The following is a 21,853-nucleotide window of genomic DNA, read 5'->3' on the forward strand; positions in this document are numbered from 1 at the left end:
TTAGTTTTTGTAATTGTATTTTATTTCCTTCAAAACTTTTCCGTCTACATTAATCACTTTTTCAAGCCTGCCTGCAACATCATAGATATAGTTTTCTCTGATTCCCGATGGTGGGGTGATACTTCGTACACCAATTAATGAATCATAGGTATAAGTGGTTATCTGATAGTTTGGCAAACTATTTCTAAATGTATTTAGTACAGATAAAAGGGAGGCTTCATCATTATTTGGAGCAGCGGAAGTATCTGTATTGGAAGCTGCCACAATAGAATCAATTAATGACTGCTGAATATCTGCTAATTTTGCTCCTTCTATTTTAGCAATAGGCTGAGTGAGATTATAGCCCCAGATAATCACCGTTGAAATACCATCTTTTGTAGTGTACTGCTGAAGATTTCCTTTTGAATCATATTTATCGTAAGTAGCTTCTGTAGTTGCTGAAGCAGGGGTTTGAAGATCATAAGATAATACAGAAGTAGGTAAAACCAATCCTGATGTTTTTGTATTGGCTTCAGATTGATTTAGTGGATAAATCGTTTCTGATCTTGACAGTGTTTTGGTAGTCGTTCCTATAGTTTGCGTGGCAGTTGTTTCCAATGGAATACCTACCATATTTTTGTCAATCATCAGCTGATTGCCTTTTTCATGTGCGTAATTATAAGTAGACTCATACGTGGTCAAGTCAGAAGATATTTCTTTAGACTTGGTCAGCATATTATGGCTAGGATTGTCATAATAATAATTGACTTCAGTTTTTAAAAAAGTATTATTAAAATACTTTTTGGTTACATTAGAAGTTATAAAGTTACTGTAATAATAATTCCTTAAAGGATTCAGCCATGCCGTTGATATATTCATTGAAACATGATACTTATCTAGCCTCGACGGGTCTTCATTATATAAATAGGTCTGTTCTTCCAGAAGTTTTCCTGATTCATCTTTAATAAGTCTTTTAGAGAGTTTATCTCTTTCAATACTTCTGTTTGCAGGCATGAATAAAAGATTCTTAACAGCTGGCATTGGACTGTAATTACCTGCTGTAAGCAGTACTGAACTATCAAAATAAACATCCGGCCTATCTATATAACTTGTAAAATAATCTGTAGTACTACCATTACCTGAGAGTTTTTCAATGACTTTTGAATAAGTGATAACGGCTCCTTCCGTTAAACTTCTTGAGTAACCTGAGGCAGTCTGAATATATTTTGCACCATCAACCGTGTAAGGCATACAGTGAAGAAAACCACCTCCTCCGGAACAGAGTGAACCGTCATACTGGTAATTATATGTAAAAAAATATCTTGGCCACTCGGTAAGGATACCTGAGGGCTGATCAAGATCATTGGTGTATATAAATTCCCTTATATTTTGATTTGCATTAAGATCGTAATCATAAATTTTCTTCAATCTTGTCCCCCCAGCGACACCGTTTACTGAATAAAGCTTAGGAAGAAAACTATTATCTGATCTTCTTTCTAATCTAAAGCTATAGGTATGTGGTTCGTAATCAAAGAAAGAACTTCCCTTAGTAGGATATTTGACACTTTGCAGGGCATACATCTTTGAATAAGAAAAGTTGGGTTCCCTTACATCTGAAGTATACTGATAATCTCCATTACTTGAATAATTAACCGTAGGAAAGATAACAGGTATACCAGCATCGTTAGACGTTTTTCCATTATAATACCCCCAGTAATCAACAGCAAAAGTGATAGGACTTGGTGTATAAGCAGTACTACTGTTATCATACGAAAATTCATATGGCTCTTTTCCTGTTTCTTTTACAGTTTTAAGGAATATTCTTGGATATTGGGTGTTGTATACTTCATATCCGAAATCTATTGTATTGATCAGATTAGTTTGATTATATAACTGTATTTTATCCAGTTTCTTTTGAAGTACTTTTCCAAACTGGCTACCAGTAATGGCTACATTTTTATAAAGATTATCCTGATCAGAATACGAGAACATGATTTTATAATCCTTATACTCAATATTTGAGAGGTAAGCTTTCTTTACTAAGTTATAAACTTGCTTAAAATTGCTATCACCTATAGTATGAAGATCCAAAAACTTTTTCAAATCACTATATTGTGCCAGATTGCCATGCCAAAACATATTGTCATTCATAATACAAAAACTACTATGAATATTATAGGGAGCAATATTATCCTCCTGGTAATTATATTTTAAAACATCCCCGTTCTGATATTCTGTTTTATATTGGTACCAACTGCTGATTACAGGAGTTTGGGCACTATTCCCTGTTGCATTTCCTCCTAAAAAAACATTATATTCTAAATTTTTACTTTGTTTTCCGAAATAGTATTTATTTCCTACCTCATCCGTTATAATGATTTCGGATTCATTTAACGGACTACAGACACTGGTATAGGGTTGAGAGCTCATTCCTGAAAGGTCTACTTTCAGTTTATGAGGCTCATTGGTTACTACTTCTACTTTTCCATCAGGAGCTATAAAAAAACTCCCTGAAATACCATTGAAATTAAATGAATATTTATCTGATGTTGTTTCATACCGAGTGGTGTTAGCATTGGGATAGCCATTTAACCTTACCTCAAAGAACTCATCGGATTGATTGTCTATTGCTACAAATAATTTACTTGGATTAAGTGTTAATAAATCATTATCTGTAGGAAGTGCAGAGGTATTGGAACCGAACTGTCTTATTCCCACTAAGTATCCATGCTCATAATGACCATTATAGCCGTTAAGAGTTTCAGGTGAACCTATTTGGTCATCTGCTGCGCCTACTACACTTCTTGTAACAACTCCTCCCGACATCAAATTCCAGTTAAAGCCTACAATACCGGATTTTTTATCAGGGATAAAACCCGAAGCATTATAACTTAATCCCAATCCTATCTTATCCCCGTTTTGAGTAGGAATAGATAATAAAGGAATGTTTAAATCAAGTTCTCCAATGTTCTTTTTGATAGGGATATTACCATATCGTATAAAATCTGTAGCCTGAGGGCTTTTTGTATTTTTATTAAAAGGATTGGTAAGGTCTTTGGCAGATTGGGCATTGCCTAAAATACCAGACAATGTAATTGCTAATAACATGATCTTCTTCATTATTTCTTGATTAATTTGGTATTTGCTATTTTATTGTTATCAGTTTTTATAGTCACCAGATAAGCTCCCTGAACCAAAGCCTGGGTATTGATCTTAGTCACTTTGTTCTTTGTTTTTATACTCTGAAGCTGTCTTCCGCTCATATCATACAAAAGAATATCAGCATCTTTAAAATCAAAGCCGATTTCTACATAAGCATAATCTGAAACAGGGTTTGGATAGATCTTGATATCATATTTTTCAATTAACTGATCAACCTGTTTATCTCCCAGTTTTACAATTTTCCAGTTTTCTTTACCCAGTTCTTCTGCGCTGGTTCCTGCCAGAACAATAGAACCGTCTTTGTTCAGTTTTAAGTCAGAAAGCCTTTCTTCTTTTTGTCTGGATTCTCCTTTCACATGCTTTCTCCATTGTTCATTACCATTCTGATCCAAATACAGCATCCAGAACGTTTCATCATCCGTTTGAATTCTTCCTTCTGCCTGAGTATAACCTCCTAATAGAATGCCTTTGGATGATTTATCATCTGCGGAATGAATCACACTCATTCCCATCAATACATCTCTGTTTTTGAAATTGTAGGATTTCTGCCACTGCTCTTCTCCTCTTTCATTCAAAGAAATCAACCAAAGATCTGTTCCTTCTTCAATGCCTACAGTTTTATTTCCTGATCTTTCTGATCTGGATTCTCCACCAATGATGAAACCATTTGAAGTTAAAGCAAGAGTTCTTATATGATCATCACCTTTCCCTCCAAAATTCTTTTCCCATTCTACTTTTCCGTTTTTGTCCAACTTGACAATCCAGTAGTCTCCTTCACCGAAATTGTCGCTTTGTTTCGAGTTTCGGGATATGGGATTCGAGTTTTGAACGTTTGACACAGAACCCGCACCTCGCATCTCAGAACCCTTTTCAGATCCCGAAACCCGAACCTCGGAACTTCTGGAATAAATTCCCAATAACGCTCCTCCATCTTTCGTTGGAATCATTTTTTCTACTTCGTCTAAGCCTTTTCCGCCTAAGATTAGTTGGGAGAGTTCTTTTCCGTTTTTATCAATTCTGGTAATTAAGACGTCTTTGGAACCATAACCTTTTGAAGAGTTTTGAACATTCCCTGCAACAAAGAATCCTAAATCTGTAGTTTGAATCACAGCTCTTGCTTCTTCGTCTGAAGAGCTTCCTAAAGTTTTCTGCCACAATTCATCACCCAATTCATTGATTCTGATCAGCCAGATATCTGATCCACCTTTGGAATCCTCTTTTTTATCCAACCCTTTTCCTGAATAGGAAGTTCCAGCTAATAGAAATCCACCATCTTGTGTGGTAACTGTTGCTGATAAATAATCATGATTTGATCCCGAGAAGTATTTCTCCCAGGCTTCTTCTCCCTGCTGGTTCAGTTTTACAAGGTGAAAATCATAACCATTGTTTTGTTTACTTCCAGCCTCCAGCTTCCCGCTTCCTGACTGTATAGAACTTCCCGTGATAAGATATTGCTGATCAATAGTTGTGGTGACCTGGCTAAGAAAATCCTGAGTAGAGGATTTGATGTCTTTCTGCCACACCACTTCCTGGGCAGATATACCCAGGACCGTGCATAAGGTAAATGCACAGATATAGAATTTTTTCATTCCAATGTTGTTTTCTGAGTTAGTAATTAGTTTATTGAAAACCACGCAAATTTAACACTTTTTAAGACATAAAAATCACAAAGATGCGATTTAACATACATCCTACTATTTATTATTAAATTATTATCATAAAGTTTTTAATTGGTTTTATTCTAATGCAAAATTATCTATGGATAACGACAAAACATGTCGCATTAAAATCAAAAAACATATCAACCTTAATCTGAACACTCAGGCTCAAAAACGAAATTATATCATATAAAAGATGATATTCCTGATTGCATCATAAGCATTAAATACAATCAGCATATTATATTTAACCATTTCATTATCAACTATTGACACACTTTATTCTTATTGATATTTTTACTGTATGATGAGAAAAAACTATTACCAGAAATTGGCATTTATGGTCACATTACTGACTATTTTATTAGCCTACCAGAAGTACACCAGCCGAGAAAAAGAACCTTTTCCTGATGTAAAGTTCATTACTACTCTACCAAATTCTGCAGATCTATCAGATTTTGATCCCAATACACTGGACAAAGATCAATGGCAGAAACTTGGATTTTCAGAGAAGCAGACTGCTACAATTCTCAAGTATAAAGATATTGTGGGAGGAAAATTCACATCAAAAGAGCAGTTGAAAAAATGTTACGCTATTTCTGAAGAGAAATTCAGTGAATTGAAATCTTTCATTTTACTTCCTGAAACATTGAAAAAGGGAAATTCTAAGGAGTATAGTACAATGGATAGGAAAGAAATTACCATTACGGGAAAATTCAATCCTGATCGGTATTCTGCCAATGACTGGCTCAAAATGGGCTTCAGCGAAAGACAGGCAGATGCTATTTTAAAATACAGAAATTATCTTGGGGGAAGTTTCATCAGCAAAGAGAAGTTTAAAGAATGTTTTATCATTTCTCCGGAAAATTATAGTAAACTTGAACCTTATTTGCTTCTGCCAGCAAAAACTCCCGAAACTTTCAAAAATTCAGCGAAGAATAATACAGTAAAAACTAAAATTAAATATCATTCTTTTGATCCTAATCAACTGGACATAGAGGACTGGAAAGCCTTTGGATTTTCAGAAAAACAAGCCATTACCATCATTAATTACCGGGATAGAAATCTACGGGGAAGTTTTAAAAGCCCGGATGATCTACAGAAATGTTTTGTGATTTCTGCTGAGAAATTTCAGGAAATGAAACCTTATATCAAACTCCAGGAAAAGCAACAGGAAAAAACAGATTTTTCAAAAACAGATCTCAATACTATTACTTTCAGACAACTTATAGAATTTGGTCTGGATGAAAGAAGCGCCGGTTCTATCATTGGCTTCAGAAAAAAGCTGGGTGGATTTATCAATAAGCAGCAGATTTTAAGCACTTACAATATTGATCAGGATCTTGTGCAAAAGCTAATTTCAACAGCACCGCTGAATACTTCAGATGTGCCCAGATATTCATTAGTGGAAGCTCCGGAAGAATGGCTTAAAAATCATCCTTATTTCAAATATTCAGCAGACAAAATCATATTCTACCGGATCAGTAATCCTGATGATAAAAAAATATGGAAACTTTTAAAACTGAAACCTGAGTATGAAGAAAGAATGAGATTATATATAAAATAATTCAAGCCAGATAAAAAATAAACGAAACTATTCCAAAAAATAATTTTTGGAATAGTTGATTATCTGAAACAATATTTTAAATTTTAGTGATGCATATAATTGCTGGGGCCACTGGTACCTTCGATAGATTCCGGCAGTATTCCATAACGGTTACGTAAATCAACTGTACCTAGGGTTTTTCCTGTGTTGATATCAATGACGCTAATGGTTCCGGAGTTCAAGTTAGGGAGGTCCAATAAATTATTTTGTACTGCTACAACATCTTTTCCTGATTTGGTTTTAAAGAAAGCCATATGATGCGCTCCTTTATCAGCATCAAAAGTCTTCAAAAGTTTTAGCTGGGGAAGATTACTTAAATCAAAGACAAGTACTTTTCCGGGATCTGCAAAACTCACATACAACCTGTTTGAATCATCAATATACATTTCGAGAGCCCAGCCTAATCCTTGCGTGCTTCCATCAAAAAGCTTAGTAAAAGCATCATACTTTTTGGTTGTTGTATTGTATGGAGCAATCCAGATATCACCCCCGATCATTGTTGTAGAAAGTGCGTATTGCGGAAATTTTCCACGCAAAAGTAAAACCTCAACAGGAGCGGACATGTCTGTTGGCGAGTCTGCCACACGATATGTTTCCTTTATCTCATAGGTATTGAGATCTAATAAAGTACAAGTATTTCCCAATCCTGAAGTAAGATCTGGGTGGATGGTTGAGGTGACCATCATTAATCCTTTTTCTTCATTAACTGAAATACCATGCGGATACATTATAAATTGGTTGGGATTAGCCTGAATGGGTGCTTTAATTGTTTTGATAAGCTGATTATTATTAGCATTAAAAACACCTACACTGCCATCTTTCAGCCCTCCTGCTCCTCCCATAAAGGTCATAAAATATCTTCCGTCATTCGTGAAAAATAAATTTTCGCCTACTGTATTCTCACCAGTATCAATAGGTGTTGCATTTATTAATTTTGGCAGTCCATTTTGGTCTTCTCCCGTTTTTATCTCATAAAGATAACTGCCACCCAAAGCAGTCGTAAACATTTTGGTTGCATTTTGGTTGTAATAAATATGATGTGGTAATACCCCAACACCCAATTCCAGCCTGCTACTGATATTTCCAAAATCCGGAGCTTCAGGATCGAGTTCTATAACGGCAATTCCGTCTGGTAATCCTTTCAAGCTTCTATAATCAATGTAAAAGGAGGAATCATGTGAATGATCCGGATCGTGCTCATTTAGACAACTGGTAAAAGTTATCAAAGTCACAAATAAAAGGGCTGCAATAAATTTTAATTTCATGATTTTCAGGTTATAAGTGTTATTGTTATAAATATAATATATTTCTTGTGAAAAATAAAATATATTACACTAATATGTGAAAAATTATGAAATAAAAATAATTCATTTGTATTTCCAGTAGTTGATACTGGAAAATATAGGGAAACCGTTAAAGTATAGTATAAGTTTTAGTCGAATGTTTTACTGGAATCTGTAAGCATAGAATTCAATGCACTCAGTTCATCTTCTGTAAGATCTCTCCATTTTCCAATCGGGAGGTCTAGTTTGATGTTCATAATACGGATTCGCTTCAGTTTTTTTACTTCATATCCGAGGTATTCACACATTCTTCGGATTTGTCTGTTGAGTCCCTGAGTAAGAACAATTCTGAAATTCATATCATCAATCTTTTCTACCTCACATTTTTTTGTAACGGTATCCAGAATAGGAACACCATTTCGCATTTTTTCCAAAAATCTTGGATTAATCGGCTTATCTACACGAACTATATATTCTTTCTCGTGATTGTTGCGTGCTCTCAGAATTTTATTAACGATATCCCCATCACTTGTCAGTAAGATTAGCCCCTCACTTGGTTTATCTAATCTTCCGATAGGAAAAATCCTTTTCGGGTGGTTGATATAATCTACAATATTATTTTTTTCACGTTTTGTATCTGTAGTACATACAATTCCTACCGGCTTATTAAAAACGATATACACCGGCTTTTCCTGAGGTTCTCTGATAGGTTTTCCATCTACCTCTACAAGATCTTCATCGGAAACTTTTGTTCCCATCTCCGGAATTTTTCCGTTTATTTTGATCCTGCCCTCTTCTAAAAGTTTATCTGCTGCTCTTCTTGAGCAGTACCCTACTTCTGATAAATATTTATTGATACGTGTCTTTTCCATTAGTCTTTTCCGTAGCCGGTATAATTTTTATTACTGAAAATAGTAATTCCATAGCTTAATCCTATGAAAAACCCATCAGCGTCATCTTTCAATTTATGTGATTCAAAAACAATTCCTCCTTCCTGACTTAATCTTTTTGAATAGGAAACCTGCATTCCCAATCTTCCACCCCAAAACTCTGTTTCTGAAATAGCAGAATGATTAAGTTGCTTTCCATAATTAATGTCTATATAAAAAGGCCGTTCCCCAGGAGAAAAAATAATCTTAGGCTGAATAATCCAATAGATCAAATGATAATTATCCTGTATAAAGCTGTATTTGAATCCGGTTCCTATGGCAAAGTTAGGAAGAAAATTATATCCTCCGATAGCAGTGATACTATAAGTAAGATTTCCTAGTGAAGATCTGCTCTCAATATACTGCGAATTATTGGTTTGATTTTTCTTATTAATATTAAAACCTGCATTAAGAGAAGGATTGAAATAAAAATCCATTTTTGATTTTCCAGTTTCCGTATTCTGGGAAAACGCTTTAACAAAAACAAGCACCAATAAGAAAAAGGATAGTTTTATTTTCATAAACTTTCAAATCTGTACTCGTTATTCAAGAACTGATCTGTAGCATTTTCAATAGCATAGTCACCGATTTTGGTGCGTCTTAACTGAGTCAGATAGGCTCCTACTCCCAACTCCTGCCCTATATCATGTGCAAGACTTCTGATATATGTTCCTTTTGAACATCCTACCATGAAACTTACTAAAGGAAAATCTATTTTAATATCCTTAATGTAAAGAATGGTTGTTTTTCTGGCCTTCATTTCTACTTCTTCCCCAGCTCTTGCAAGGTTGTAAGCTCTTTCACCATCAATTTTAATGGCTGAATAAATGGGTGGTTTCTGTTCAATTTCGCCAACAAATTTTTCCAGCACTTTTTTTACCTGTTCTTCGGTAATATGGGAGATATCCTCATGAAGAATTTCAGGCTTTTCAGTATCATAGGATTCTGTCTGTACTCCAATCTTAATCTCCGTCCAGTATTCTTTGGGAGCATCCTGGATTTCAGGAATTTTCTTGGTGAATTTTCCGCAGCACACAATAAGAAGCCCTGTTGCTCTGGGATCTAAAGTCCCTGCATGCCCGATTTTAAATTTTTTAGGAAGATCAAATTCCCTTTTAAGTTTGTATTTCATTTTATTGACAGCCTGGAAGGAAGTCCAGTCCAAAGGCTTATCCAATAAAAAAATGTATCCTGATTTCAGTTCTTCAGCAGTCATGAATGGGTATAAATGAGTAATTTCTTATTTAAAGAAATAAAAATAAATCAACAGGGCAACTCCAACAAAAATACGGTACCAGCCCCAAGGTTTAAATCCGTATTTATTAAGCACTCCGATGAATGCTTTGATAGCGATAAGTGCTACGATAAACGCGACAACATTTCCTACTACAAAGATCATAATGTGATCCTGCGAAGACATAATCATTTCATATCCTTTCTGTGGGTTTGGAGTTTCTTTTCCCCAGGTTTTAACAAAAACTGAATACACAGTTACTGCCAGCATCGTAGGTACAGCAAGAAAGAAAGAAAATTCTGCAGCAGCTTTTCTGGTAAGTCCCTGTGCCATTCCTCCAATAATAGAAGCCGCACTACGGCTTGTACCCGGCATCATCGCGAGACACTGCCAGAAACCAATGGTCACTGCATTTCTTATGGTAATTCCTTTTTCATCATCAATCTTCGGATTTTTAAACCATTTGTCAGCAAACAGTAAAATGACACCTCCTAAAACCAAAACTGAAGAAATAGCGATCTGATTTCCAAGTACAGCTTCAATTTTATCATCGAATAAATATCCTAAAACCAGTGCAGGAACTACGGCAAAAGCAAGTTTAAAATAGAACTGAATATTATTTAAGTCAAAAAACTTTTTCCAGTATGCCACTACCACCGATAAAATGGCTCCAAACTGAATGGATACCTGAAACATTTTTAAAAATTCTGTTTCTTCAAGCCCCATCAGGTTAGCTGTAAATCCCATGTGTGCAGTAGAAGAAATCGGAAGATATTCTGTCAACCCTTCTACGATGGCAATAATAATTGCTTTGATTAAATCCATATTCTTTTAAAAAATTAAAAAAGATTAAAAGATTTAAGAATTAAAAAGACCAGCTGATTGGCTTAAATCTTTCAATACTTAAATTTTTTAATCCTTAAATAAAATTATTATTCTATTATTTTCTTTTTAAGATAGCGTATACTTCTATTACAAATCCTATAACAACAAACAGAGGTGCTATCCTGATTCTTCTCATAGAAAAGATATCATCATTCCATGAGTTTGGGTCAAATTTACCATCTACCGTATTGGCATCCGGGCCCATCATCAGTAGAAATCCTACGACAATAAATGCCAGTCCTATCAGCATCCACTTGAAATTCTGCGGTCCGAAATAGAAAGCGTTTTCCTGTGGTACTTCAGCTTCATGTCCAAAGTCTGAAGCGGAAAATTTATTTGTTTTTTTGCTCATTGTTAAGAGTAATATAAATCGTCAACGTTTGATTTTAAGAACCTCCATGTAGCGAAAATTGTACTTAAGACAGAGATAAAAACTCCTACTCCCAATACCAGGATCACTAACCAGAAGTACTGGTTGTTGTCCTGTACGAAAGCGGAACCAATCTGGCTCGTGAAATAATACCAGACACCACCTAAAGCAATAAGACCAATTACAGAACCAATAGCTCCTAAAATTATAGCTTCAATGATGAAGGGTTTAAGAATAAATCTTCTTTTCGCTCCTACCAGCTGCATTGTTTTAATAATAAATCTCTTCGAGAATATTTTCAGACGGATAGAGTTGTTGATCAATACAACCGCCAATACCAGAAACAGAATTGAAAATCCTAAGATCCACTTTAAGATTCTGCTCAGGTTATTGTAAACATCCACCATCAAAGTACTGTCATTTTTAACATCGATAATCCCGGGAACTGATTTGATCTCTTTGATAGCTTCATCAATTTTTGCTGGATCCACAAATTCCGGTTTTAAAGCAACTTCAATAGAAGAAGGGAAAATATTTTCTTCAAACAATGCATCACTGTCAATTCCCATACTTTTCTTGGCTTCTTTTGCAGCCATGTCTCTTGAAATATAGGTTGCTTTTTTTACTGGAGCTAGAGTCTGTACCTTTTTAAAAGTTTCTTCCTCCAGTTTTGCAATTTTTACAGAATCTTTAGCATCATAATTTTCATCAAAGTAGGCGTTCACCACCAATTGTTCTTTGATATAGTCAGAATATTTCTGGGCATTAATTAAAATAAGCCCCATTAATCCTAACAAAAATAACACTAAGGCAATACTTATCACTACTGTAATATTGCTGGACCGAAGCCTTTTCTTATTAAATTCATCTACAGATTTAGCCATTAATATTAAAATTTTTGGCTAAAATAGAAAAAAACTTCCGAAATTTGGGACGAAATAAAGAAAATCATTGTTAATAAAATCATAAAAAACCTTGAGTGTAAAAGCAAAAAAACATCTTGGACAGCACTTCCTGACAGATGAAAACATCGCAAGAAAAATCGTAGAAGGTCTTAGTTTTGAGAACTATAATAATATTATGGAAGTAGGTCCCGGAATGGGAGTTCTTACCAAATATCTTCTTGAAAAAGATCAGAACATTTACCTTGCAGAGATCGATACTGAGTCTATCGAATACCTGAAAAAAAATTATACAAAGGTTACTGAAGAGACTTTTGTGGGAGATTTCCTGAAACAGGACTTCAGTTTTATCAAAGATGATCAGATTGCCATCATTGGTAATTTCCCCTATAATATCTCTTCTCAGATCTTATTTCAGATTGTAGATCATTATCAACTGATCCCGGAAATGGTAGGAATGTTCCAGAAAGAGGTGGCTGAGAGAACGGCAGCTGTTCCGAGAACTAAAGATTACGGTATTCTTTCTGTTCTGATACAGGCTTATTATGATGTATCTTATATGTTTACGGTACATGAGAACGTCTTCAATCCACCACCAAAAGTAAAATCAGGGGTAATCCGTCTTACAAGAAATCCTAAGGAAGGCCTTGCAGGCAACGAAATTCTTTTTAAGCAGATTGTAAAAACAGGGTTCAACCAGAGAAGAAAAAAATTGTCTAATGCATTGAAATCCTTAAATATTCCTGAAGCTTTAAAAGGTCATGAGTTTTTAGATAAAAGAGCCGAAGAACTTAGTGTATCAGATTTTATACACTTTGCCAATCTCTGGAAAGAAAATCAATAAACTTCAATAATAAAAGCTTCTTATAAAGGAGCTTTTTTGTTGGATTAATAACAGCCTTTATTCCTAAAAAGCAGAAAGCCTTTCAAAATAAATCTGAAAGGCTTTCTTTTATATTACATTATCAATTCTAGTTTCTGTTTTTCAGCATAATCCATCCTGACCAGTTCATCTGAGCTTTTGATCTTGGATACTCAAAGTTGAACTTATACCAGTATGTTGCTGTAGGAAGTCTCTTACCTCCAACTGTTCCGTCCCAGATAGGATTTTCTTTTGAGAATCTGAACATCTCTACTCCATATCTGTCATACACAGAACCTGTAAAGTTTTTAAAGTCTCCAAGAGCTTTAAGATCCAATACATCATTGATTCCGTCTTCGTTCGGAGTAATAATGTTGTTGATCTGTAATGTAAAGAATTCTAGAGATCCTACGCAGTGTGTACCTACTCTTCTTACCAAAACTGTATAATTTGTATTGTCTAAAAGGTTGGTAAACACGTTTGAATCCTGCCAGCTGATTCCGTTGTCAATAGAATATTCCAAAGTACTTGGCATATTGTTCATCGGAGGGTTTTCAGCCGTGATCGTTACTGTTTTCTTGATGCTTTCATAGCTCAATGCAGTCACAAAAGGAGTAGCAGCACCCATTACTTTAGCTTCAAAAATTTTCTTACAAATTCCGTTATCAACTTCCACAGAATAGATACCCCATTGGTCCACATCAATTTTCTGTGTTGTTGCCCCTGTACTCCAAAGGTATTTAAAGCCCTGTCCTGCACCTGCGTCAAGAGTCACTTTATCACCGATACACATTTCAACATCTTTTAATGGTGAAGTGATTTCAGGAGTAACTTCAATTCTTATTGTTGCCGGATTAAGAGATTTACAACCTTTTGCTCCAATGGCATATACTGTAAATGTTGTTGTCTGATATAAAGTAACGGTCTGCATATTTCCTGTTCCCATAAAGTTGCTCCATAGGTAAGTATCTCCACCTTCAGCAGTAAGGGTTACAGATTCTCCCGGACAGATTTTTATTCTGGAAGCTTTTACTTTAGCAGTTGGGGTTACTTCTTTCAGTAATTTCAATTCAACCATTTTACTACAGAATCCTCCATTGGAAACCACAACATAAAGAATCTGTCCATCATTACCGTTATAGTTTAACGGAGTCTGGATATAGTTATCATTCTGTGCTATTGCATCTGCCTGATTCACATAGAACTTAAAAATAGCTCCCGGTGTCGGGCTGATGGTAGAGGTAATTGTACTTAAATCAAAAGTGGTAATATCCGGCGTGGTACAAAGCAGTAATGTAGCATCCTGAGCCTGCGGAGTAGTTCCTCCATGGATCTGAATAGTAGCTTTACCCGGACATGGATTCCCCGGAACACTTACTTCAATAGTATAAGTACCCGGCTGTATCGCTGTAATTGTGTTGGTAGTAGCATTAGGTACCGGTGCACCATTATAATACCACTGATAAACAAGGTTAGGGTCATTTACAGAAGCCGTGATTACCTGAGGTACATTATCACAAACGTTGATATCAGAAGGTAATTTTGTTCCTGCAGGGTCTAAAAGGTCTACTCCAATATTGAAAGATCCTCCTTCCAGAAATACTGCAGAGTCATAACTGTGGTCACTATAATCGGCAATTACCATTTTGAAGTGGTACTGCTGCCCTGCTACTACGGTGGCTGTAGCTGTCAATGGAATTGTTCTTCCGGCAAAATTGGTTTCCACGTTACCTGTGTTATATCCGGCAAAATATTGTTCATTTACCGCTCCACAGCTGCCTGGTACTGCAGGGTGGATATTCGTAATACTTACAGGTCCTGCACCTCCGGGAAGCACAGCCATATTCACATAAGGTCCACCCGAAGTAGGTTTCAATAAGATCGCAAATGCATCTGCAAAGGTACATGGAAATGAACCTGTGTATTCTTCGGATGCAATCAGATAATTAAATTTAATCTGACTTGTCGTAGGAACGAAGTCAAATTCCAAAAGAACAGCATCATTCAATCTGTTTTCCACTACTCCAATCACCTGTGCAAGATCAGCATCTGATCCTCCACCGTTGACATCACTCAGTCCACCTTCAAAACTGTTACCAGCTCTTCTTGCGTAACCTGTGGAAAGAATAAGCCCGTCTTTAAAAGGGAAATTGGTTGTCGCCTTATGAAAATAACCCCATGCTCTGTTTGCATCACTTGCAGCATGATTAGGAGTAATCTTCACATTGGTTACATTGGGAGTAAGACAGGTATTGGTCCCGGATGAGATCAATACATCTTTAACCATTTTTTCAATAGTGTAAGCAGTTTCAGGGTACTGCGGAGCATTCACGTCAATAAAAACACCTGCTCTTCTGGAGGCTGCTGTAGGAGTTTCCTTTAGAGGTTTCCTTGGTGGCAGATCTTGTGAAAATAAAAAAGTCGAGATGACTAAAAAAAATAAACAAAGCGGTAGATATCTTCTCATAATATTTTTGTTTCAACAAATTTAATTTTTTTTTAAATATCTCACATACATATTTATATTTTTTACCATAAAAAAACAATATATGAACCTTTTAAAGTAAATTTTCGTTAATCAATCCCTATTCGTACAAACCATGAACAATGTGGTAGCATCGTGTTACAAATTGTTTTAACATATTTATCCTCTATTTAAAATAATTCACAAAACACGATAACGTTTATGGTATAAAACAACAAAATCTTTCATTGCTGAAAGATTTTGTTGTTAATTTTTTATTCTAAATATTTAGTTTCTGTTTTTCAAGAGAATCCAGCCTGAGCGTTGTTCCATTTTCTTACTGGCCGGGTTTTCCCACTGTACTCTATACCAATAAGTAGCAGTAGGAAGATTAATTCCTTTTAAAGACCCTGTCCAGATAACATCACCTTTCGCAGCTTTGAATACCTCGGCTCCATATCTGTCAAAGATAGAAGCTGCAAAATCTTTGTATCCGCTGATTCCTGTGAAATCTATAGTATCATTTACACCGTCCATATTAGGTGTAATAGCATTACTGATAACGAATGTAAAATAGTCAAGTGAAGTACCGCATTTGGCACCTTTTACTCTTACCATCAGAGTATACATTGTATTATTCAGTATACCGGTAAATATATTCGACGGCTGCCATGTCAGCCCTCCGTCTATTGAGTATTCTAAAGTACCTCCTGTTGGATTGCTTGCCGTAAGGGTAAGAATATGATTATCATATACAACGTTGGTAAACTGTGGCAGATCAGGATTAATCAGCTGAGCAGAGAACGTTTTAGAACAAACTCCGTTACTGATGATCACAGAATAAGTGCCGGCAACATTAGTCGTTATTGTCTGAGTGGTTGCGCCTGTATTCCATAAGTATGTATAATTTGGTCCAGGACCTGCATCAAGAGTTCCTTTATCTCCGGCGCAAACAAATACATCCTTCAATGTAGAAACAATTGCAGGAACTACTTCGATAGTAACTTTAGCCGGATTCACAGAGCTACATCCATTTCCTCCCAGTGCAAATACTGAATATTCTGTTGTTACAGTAGGAGTAACGACCTGTGTATTTCCATTTCCTGTAAGTCCTACCCAGTTATAAGTAATTCCTCCTGTAGCCGTCAATGTTACAGATTCTCCTTCACAGATTTTTAATTTGGATGCAGTAAGTCCTGCGATAGGTGGGCCAACCTGAACTGTTACACTTGCTGCTGTTGCAGAAATACAACCATTAGCTCCCACGGCAAATACCGTATATGTTGTCGTTACAGTAGGTGAAACAACCTGAGTATTTCCGTTTCCGGTAAGGCCATTACCCCAGTTATAGGTTACCCCTCCCGAAGCTGTCAATGTTACAGATTCTCCTATACAAATACGAGGTACTGATGAAACAACAGCAGCTACTGGTTTTACTTTATCTTCCAACACAGTTACTGTTGAAGTATAGGTACAGCTCAGGTTTCCTGGTTGTGATATATTAGTAACCGTTAAAGTATACGTTCCGCCAGCGCTTACAACAGGGGTAAGTGTATTCCCTCCGGACACAATAGTTCCTCCCGTTGTTGTCCAGACGATAGTGGATCCCGCAGGTACTACAGATGCCGAAGCATTAATTGTAATCTGAGGGGTTGTACAGGTAATCGTTTGTGGCGCTGCAATTGTAAGAGTAGTTTGAGCTGTGCTTAATAATTGCAGAGATACTACATAGCTGCAGCCTCCGTTACTTGCCAATACATAAATAGTCTGGCTTCCTCCCGGTGGTGTATATGTTGTAGGCGTTGCAATAGAGTTTCCGTTAGCAGCATTGGCATCAGCCTGATTGACATAGTAAGTGAAAGTAACTCCTCCTGTAGTTGTGATCTGAGGCTGAGCTTCTGTAAGATTATAAGTTAATCCTGGCTGATAACATTTATGCAATATTGCATTTTGTGCTGTAAAAGGTTCTGATACTTCAATTGTTATGGTGGCGGGGTTTTGAGACACGCATCCGTTAGCACCTACTGCTGTTACAGTATAAGTAGTTGTAACAGTAGGAGAAACAACCTGTGTACTTCCATTTCCGGTAAGGCCATTGCCCCAGTTATAAGTAGCACCTCCTGAAGCAGTAAGTGTTGCAGATTCTCCTTTACAGATTTTTATTTTACTTGCGGTAAGTCCCGTAACTGGTGGAGCACTGTTTCCTGTTACGGTCACATTGCCCACTGCTGTACAGCTGATATTTCCGGGCTGATATATTTTTATTATGGTTAAAGTATAGGTTCCGGCAGCATTGATAACAGGATTTAGAGTTGTACCCCCCGAAACAATATTTCCGCCTGTGGTTGTCCAGTTGAATGTAGCACCTGCCGGATAAACGGAAGCCGATGCATCCAATGTCGTCTGAGAGTTAGCACAGGTAAGTACTGCCGGAGGAGCAATAGTAGGCGTCATTTGTGGTGCTTTTACCAATTGCAGTTGCGCTACTTTAGCACAAAAGCCATTGGCTACTCTTACATATACTGTTCCTCCTGCACTTTGGTAAGCTGTGGGAGTTGAAATTGTATTTGTATTTCCTGCATTAGCGTCTGTCAGGGTCGTATAATATGAAAACACAGCTCCCGGAGTGGTACTTATTGAAGCCTGTGCTGATGTTAAATTAAATGTAGCATTTCCGGCAGCATAACAGGCCGTTAATGTAGCATTCTGTACTGTAGGAGATGTTCCCCCTACCACGGTAATGGTAGCCTCTCCCGGGCAGGTATTCCCCTGAATATAAACTTTTACAGTATATACTCCCGGTTGAGTTGCCGTATAGCTTGCATTGGTAGCCCCAGCAATCGGATTGGTACCTGAATACCACTGATATGTAATATTGGGACCCTGAACAGAAGCTGTAAAAGTTTGTGGTGTATTGTCACACATATTTACAGATGCAGGCAGCTGTACTCCAGCCGGGTCCAAAATTTTCACTCCAATATCGAATGATCCTGCTTCCAAAAACACTGCAGAATCAAAGTTAGGATCCTGATAGTCAGCAAGAACAATTTTAAAATGATACGTTTCTCCTGGTATTACAGTTGCTTTTGCTGTCAGAGGAATGGTACGCCCATTAAAATTGGTTTCAATCTGAGCAGTATTTGTACCACCGTAATAGGCTTCATTTTTAGGTCCGCAGTTTTGATACTGCGGGTGGATATTGGTAACACTTACAGCACCCGCTCCTCCCGGAAGCACTGCAAGATTGGTATAATTAGGATCAGATGCTTTTTTTAGAAGCAAGGCAAAACCATCTGTAATGGTACATGGAAAGTTTTGCTGATATTCTTTTGAAGCAAATAAATATCTGAAAGTAATTTCAGTAGAAGCTGCTACAAAGTCAAACTCTATTGAGGTAGCATTGGTCAGGTTATTATTCCCGATTCCCAAAGCATTCGCAAGATCTACATCTCCTCCTGTTCCAAGGTCATCACTTAAGGTTCCCTGAAAAGTATTTCCTGCTTTATTGGCGTATCCGGTAGAAAGTATAATCCCTTTACTAAACGGAAAATTGGTATTTGATTTATTAAAATATCCCCAGCTTCTGTTCTGATTGGTAGCAGGTAAGTTTGGAGATACGGTTACATTGCTTACGCTTGAACTGGTACAAGTGGTACCTCCTGATATAAGAACATCATTGATCAGCTGGGTTATAGGATAGCCTGATTCCGGGTAACTTGGTGCGTTCACATCAATAAAGACACCCGCTCTCAAAGAAGCAGCTTTAGGTTTTGCAGCAATTTCTACCCTCCCTTTATTTTGAGCCAAAACAAAGTTTCCTATGAAAGCCAGAAATAATGCTAAAAATAAATTTCCTCTCCTCCTATTTAACATTTTATATTATTTTAAACAAAAATACTATTTTTTTTGATTGAAATTCAAGTTAACACAATTTACATTATTACTAACGCAAATTTATTTATGTTAGGATATCAACTCTATTTATTTTAATATAATAAAAAAAGACTGACAAAATAGCCAGTCTTTCGATTATAATTTTAATTATTCTATATTTTTAAGTAATATCCATCCTGTTTTCACGGTAAGTTCCTTACTCGCAGGATCTTCGAAGGTTATCTGATACCAGTATGTGGAAGTAGGAAGTTTTTTACCCTGGAAATATCCGTCCCAATATGGCCTCACTTTTTCAGCTTTGAAGACTTCTCTTCCGTATCGGTCAAAAACCTGTCCGCTGAAATTTTTATAATTAATAACTCCACTGAAATCAATACTATCATTAAGGTTATCTCCATTTGGAGTAATCACATTTTTCATAACGAATGTAAAGAATTCAAGGAAGCCTACACAGCTTGTAAATTTAACTCTTACCCTGATTGAAATGACTTTATTTTTAGGGACATTGTTAAATACATTTGAAGCCTGCCATGTAACTCCGTTATCCACTGAATATTCCAGAATACCGTTACTTGGATTACTTGCCGTAAGAATCATTGTTCCGTTATCATTATAATCCACTTTTATTACTTCAGGAATCACTGCTTTAATAACCTGTGTCTTATACTCTTTTGAACATACCCCATTGCTTATCATTACTGAATATTCTCCCGGAGTTGCAACAGTAATACTCTGACCTGTTTCTCCATTACTCCACTGATAGGTATATCCAGGGCCTGAACCTGCATCCAGAATGATTTTATCTCCCTGGCAGATATGTCCTCCTTTTAAGTTTGAAACGATAGCCGGTACTACTTCAATCGTAATACGTGCCGGCTGCAAAGATTTACATCCCTGTGCTCCGATAGCATATACCGTATATGTAGTGGTTTGGGTAGGACTTACAGTTCTTATTCCGCCAGTAGTGGCTGCAGAATCACTCCATTGGTATGTCACTCCACCGGTAGCTGTTAATAATACAGATTCACCTGCACAGATTTTTAATCGGGGAGCTGTAAGCAATGCTGTTGGAGTTTCCTCTTTTCTTAAAGTTAAGGTTGCAATTTTACTACAGAAAGCACCATTGGAAACCAGTACATATAATACCTGCCCATCTGTACCGTTGTAGGTTGTCAGATTGGTGATGTAACTATTATTTTGAGCCTGCGCATCAGCCTGATTGGCATAAAAACGGAATACCGCTCCCTGTGTTGTACTAATCAGAGGTTTTGCTGTTTCTAAATTAAAGGTACTGAGTGCTGGTGTTGTACAAAGTTTAAGTTCAGCATTCTGTACTGTAGGGCTTGTTCCTCCGACAATGGTAATAGTTGCTTCACTAGGACACTGATTGCCCGGAACCATTACTTTTACAGTATATACTCCTGGCTGGGTAGCAACATAAATAGCACTGGTTGCTCCCGGAATGGCAACTCCATCTTTATACCACTGATAAGTCATTCCCGGAATGGCTGCTACCTGTGCTTTCAATTGTTTCGGTGTATTGTCGCACATGTTGATGCTGCCTGGCAAAACTGCTCCGGCCTCATCTACAATTTTAATTCCGACATCAAAAGATCCCCCTTCCAAGAAAACAGCAGAGTCATGGGAAGGATCCTTCGCATCTGCCAATACCATTTTAAAGTGATAGGTTTGTCCCGGAATTACATCTGCCACTGCTGTTAAAGGAGTTGTTCTCCCAAAATAATTAATAACCAGATGCGGATTCGCCAAAGCTCCAAAATAAGTTGCATTGATAGGTCCACAACTGAATCCATTTCCTGCAGGAACAATATTGGTTGCACTTACAGGTCCTGCACCACCTGGTAATATGGCAAGATTAGTATAGGTAGGATCTCCAACTTTCTTTAATAATAATGCAAAAGCATCAGAATATCCTGTACAAGGATAGTTGGATGTATATTCATCAGAAACGAATATATAATTAAATTTTACCTGATTTGAATTGGGTACAAAATCAAATTCAAGTGCTACAGCATCCGTTAAGCTAACGTTGGCTCCGGTAGCTGCCACAAGATCAGCATCACTTCCTGTTCCTACTGATTGTCCAACAGCTGATACATAGTTATTACCAGCTTCCGAAGCGTATCCTGTAGTAAGGACAATACCATCAGTAAAAGGAAAGCTTGTTGTTCCTTTATGAAAATATCCCCAAAATCTATTGCTGTTAGTCACATCATGATTAGGAGATACTGTAACGTTCGTCACATTGGCTGTTGTACAGTTGGTACCCCCATTGATCAAAATATTCTTCACCAATTGCTCGGGTGTATAGTTTGAAGGTGTGTAAGGCGGTACATTCACATCTATGAATGCTCCAGCTCTAAGACTGGCAGCAGAAGGCTTTATCTTCTCTGATTTTCTGACTGGTCTCGTTTGAGAAAGTGCAGAAACAGAAATCAATAAAAAAGAAAAAAGGAAAAAATAGTTTTTTAGTCTATAGATTAACATTTTGTTTTCATTTGTTCAAATGTAGCAAAAATAATAATAACAAATCAGCCTTTAACATTACTATTTTTCAAACAAACACCTAGATTCATAATATTTTTTTCTTATTATTACGTTTTC

Annotated in this window: 14 protein-coding genes; 2 read left to right on the plus strand and 12 right to left on the minus strand. The window is 36.7% G+C overall.

Annotated features, from left to right (window positions below; all coding sequences use genetic code 11):
- Together SFA27_RS15870 and SFA27_RS15875 are read right to left on the minus strand one after the other, a co-directional pair.
- Positions 1–3,099, minus strand: coding sequence for a hypothetical protein (locus tag SFA27_RS15870; protein ID WP_407293431.1), 3,099 nt, complete (start codon positions 3,097–3,099; stop codon positions 1–3).
- The gene (locus SFA27_RS15875; RefSeq protein ID WP_407293433.1) at positions 3,099–4,730 is read right to left on the minus strand and encodes a T9SS type A sorting domain-containing protein; all 1,632 of its coding nucleotides are present in this window, start codon (positions 4,728–4,730) and stop codon (positions 3,099–3,101) included. The genes SFA27_RS15870 and SFA27_RS15875 overlap by 1 nt, the downstream gene beginning before the upstream one ends.
- 409 nt (positions 4,731–5,139) lie before the next feature.
- On the opposite strand from SFA27_RS15875, the gene SFA27_RS15880 reads away from it, so the two are divergent.
- Positions 5,140–6,366, plus strand: coding sequence for a hypothetical protein (locus SFA27_RS15880; RefSeq protein WP_407293435.1), 1,227 nt, complete (start codon positions 5,140–5,142; stop codon positions 6,364–6,366).
- 83 nt (positions 6,367–6,449) lie between these two features.
- Here the strand turns inward: SFA27_RS15880 and SFA27_RS15885 are convergent, their stop codons facing one another.
- The 7 genes from SFA27_RS15885 to SFA27_RS15915 form a co-directional block, all read right to left on the minus strand.
- Positions 6,450–7,670: a YncE family protein gene (locus SFA27_RS15885; protein WP_407293437.1), complete on the minus strand. Its 1,221-nt coding sequence runs from the start codon at positions 7,668–7,670 to the stop codon at positions 6,450–6,452.
- Between the two features lie 167 nt (positions 7,671–7,837).
- Positions 7,838–8,560, minus strand: coding sequence for a 23S rRNA pseudouridine(2604) synthase RluF (gene rluF, locus SFA27_RS15890; RefSeq protein WP_047376992.1), 723 nt, complete (start codon positions 8,558–8,560; stop codon positions 7,838–7,840).
- Positions 8,560–9,138, minus strand: coding sequence for a hypothetical protein (locus SFA27_RS15895; protein WP_052184684.1), 579 nt, complete (start codon positions 9,136–9,138; stop codon positions 8,560–8,562). Before SFA27_RS15895 ends, rluF begins: the two co-directional genes overlap by 1 nt.
- Positions 9,135–9,833: a tRNA pseudouridine(55) synthase TruB gene (truB, locus tag SFA27_RS15900; RefSeq protein WP_407293440.1), complete on the minus strand. Its 699-nt coding sequence runs from the start codon at positions 9,831–9,833 to the stop codon at positions 9,135–9,137. The genes SFA27_RS15895 and truB overlap by 4 nt, the downstream gene beginning before the upstream one ends.
- Positions 9,834–9,857: 24 nt before the next feature.
- A complete protein-coding gene (locus SFA27_RS15905) occupies positions 9,858–10,676 on the minus strand; it encodes an undecaprenyl-diphosphate phosphatase (RefSeq protein ID WP_047376994.1) in 819 nt (272 codons plus the stop codon).
- A 115-nt stretch (positions 10,677–10,791) separates the two neighbouring features.
- The gene (locus tag SFA27_RS15910; RefSeq protein ID WP_047376995.1) at positions 10,792–11,088 is read right to left on the minus strand and encodes a DUF3098 domain-containing protein; all 297 of its coding nucleotides are present in this window, start codon (positions 11,086–11,088) and stop codon (positions 10,792–10,794) included.
- Between the two features lie 2 nt (positions 11,089–11,090).
- Positions 11,091–11,990, minus strand: a complete 900-nt coding sequence (locus SFA27_RS15915; RefSeq protein WP_047376996.1) for an ABC transporter permease — start codon at positions 11,988–11,990, stop codon at positions 11,091–11,093.
- A 91-nt stretch (positions 11,991–12,081) separates the two neighbouring features.
- Here SFA27_RS15915 and rsmA point away from each other — a divergent pair, with 91 nt between their 5' ends.
- Entirely contained in the window at positions 12,082–12,852 is a 771-nt protein-coding gene (gene rsmA / locus SFA27_RS15920) for a 16S rRNA (adenine(1518)-N(6)/adenine(1519)-N(6))-dimethyltransferase RsmA (RefSeq protein WP_047376997.1), read from the plus strand.
- 127 nt (positions 12,853–12,979) lie between these two features.
- Here the strand turns inward: rsmA and SFA27_RS15925 are convergent, their stop codons facing one another.
- The 3 genes from SFA27_RS15925 to SFA27_RS15935 all read right to left on the minus strand — a co-directional run bounded on the left by SFA27_RS15925 (position 12,980) and on the right by SFA27_RS15935 (position 21,736).
- Positions 12,980–15,337 carry a choice-of-anchor L domain-containing protein gene (locus SFA27_RS15925; protein WP_407293444.1) on the minus strand — a complete coding sequence of 786 codons (2,358 nt, stop codon included), beginning with the start codon at positions 15,335–15,337 and terminating at the stop codon, positions 12,980–12,982.
- Between the two features lie 285 nt (positions 15,338–15,622).
- Positions 15,623–19,207: a choice-of-anchor L domain-containing protein gene (locus SFA27_RS15930; protein WP_407293446.1), complete on the minus strand. Its 3,585-nt coding sequence runs from the start codon at positions 19,205–19,207 to the stop codon at positions 15,623–15,625.
- Positions 19,208–19,375: 168 nt separating this feature from the next.
- Complete coding sequence (locus SFA27_RS15935; RefSeq protein WP_407293448.1) at positions 19,376–21,736, minus strand: choice-of-anchor L domain-containing protein; 2,361 nt, start codon at positions 21,734–21,736, stop codon at positions 19,376–19,378.
- Positions 21,737–21,853: the final 117 nt, after the last annotated feature.

The organism is Chryseobacterium sp. HR92, from assembly GCF_045689405.1.
GTDB lineage: Bacteria > Bacteroidota > Bacteroidia > Flavobacteriales > Weeksellaceae > Chryseobacterium > Chryseobacterium viscerum_A.

Coding starts and splice junctions, on each gene's coding strand:
- SFA27_RS15870 (WP_407293431.1), bottom strand. CDS start 3,099: ATGAAGAAGATCATGTTATTAGCAATTACATTGTCTGGTATTTTAGGC.
- SFA27_RS15875 (WP_407293433.1), bottom strand. CDS start 4,730: ATGAAAAAATTCTATATCTGTGCATTTACCTTATGCACGGTCCTGGGT.
- SFA27_RS15880 (WP_407293435.1), top strand. CDS start 5,140: ATGGTCACATTACTGACTATTTTATTAGCCTACCAGAAGTACACCAGC.
- SFA27_RS15885 (WP_407293437.1), bottom strand. CDS start 7,670: ATGAAATTAAAATTTATTGCAGCCCTTTTATTTGTGACTTTGATAACT.
- rluF (WP_047376992.1), bottom strand. CDS start 8,560: ATGGAAAAGACACGTATCAATAAATATTTATCAGAAGTAGGGTACTGC.
- SFA27_RS15895 (WP_052184684.1), bottom strand. CDS start 9,138: ATGAAAATAAAACTATCCTTTTTCTTATTGGTGCTTGTTTTTGTTAAA.
- truB (WP_407293440.1), bottom strand. CDS start 9,833: ATGACTGCTGAAGAACTGAAATCAGGATACATTTTTTTATTGGATAAG.
- SFA27_RS15905 (WP_047376994.1), bottom strand. CDS start 10,676: ATGGATTTAATCAAAGCAATTATTATTGCCATCGTAGAAGGGTTGACA.
- SFA27_RS15910 (WP_047376995.1), bottom strand. CDS start 11,088: ATGAGCAAAAAAACAAATAAATTTTCCGCTTCAGACTTTGGACATGAA.
- SFA27_RS15915 (WP_047376996.1), bottom strand. CDS start 11,990: ATGGCTAAATCTGTAGATGAATTTAATAAGAAAAGGCTTCGGTCCAGC.
- SFA27_RS15925 (WP_407293444.1), bottom strand. CDS start 15,337: ATGAGAAGATATCTACCGCTTTGTTTATTTTTTTTAGTCATCTCGACT.
- SFA27_RS15930 (WP_407293446.1), bottom strand. CDS start 19,207: ATGTTAAATAGGAGGAGAGGAAATTTATTTTTAGCATTATTTCTGGCT.
- SFA27_RS15935 (WP_407293448.1), bottom strand. CDS start 21,736: ATGTTAATCTATAGACTAAAAAACTATTTTTTCCTTTTTTCTTTTTTA.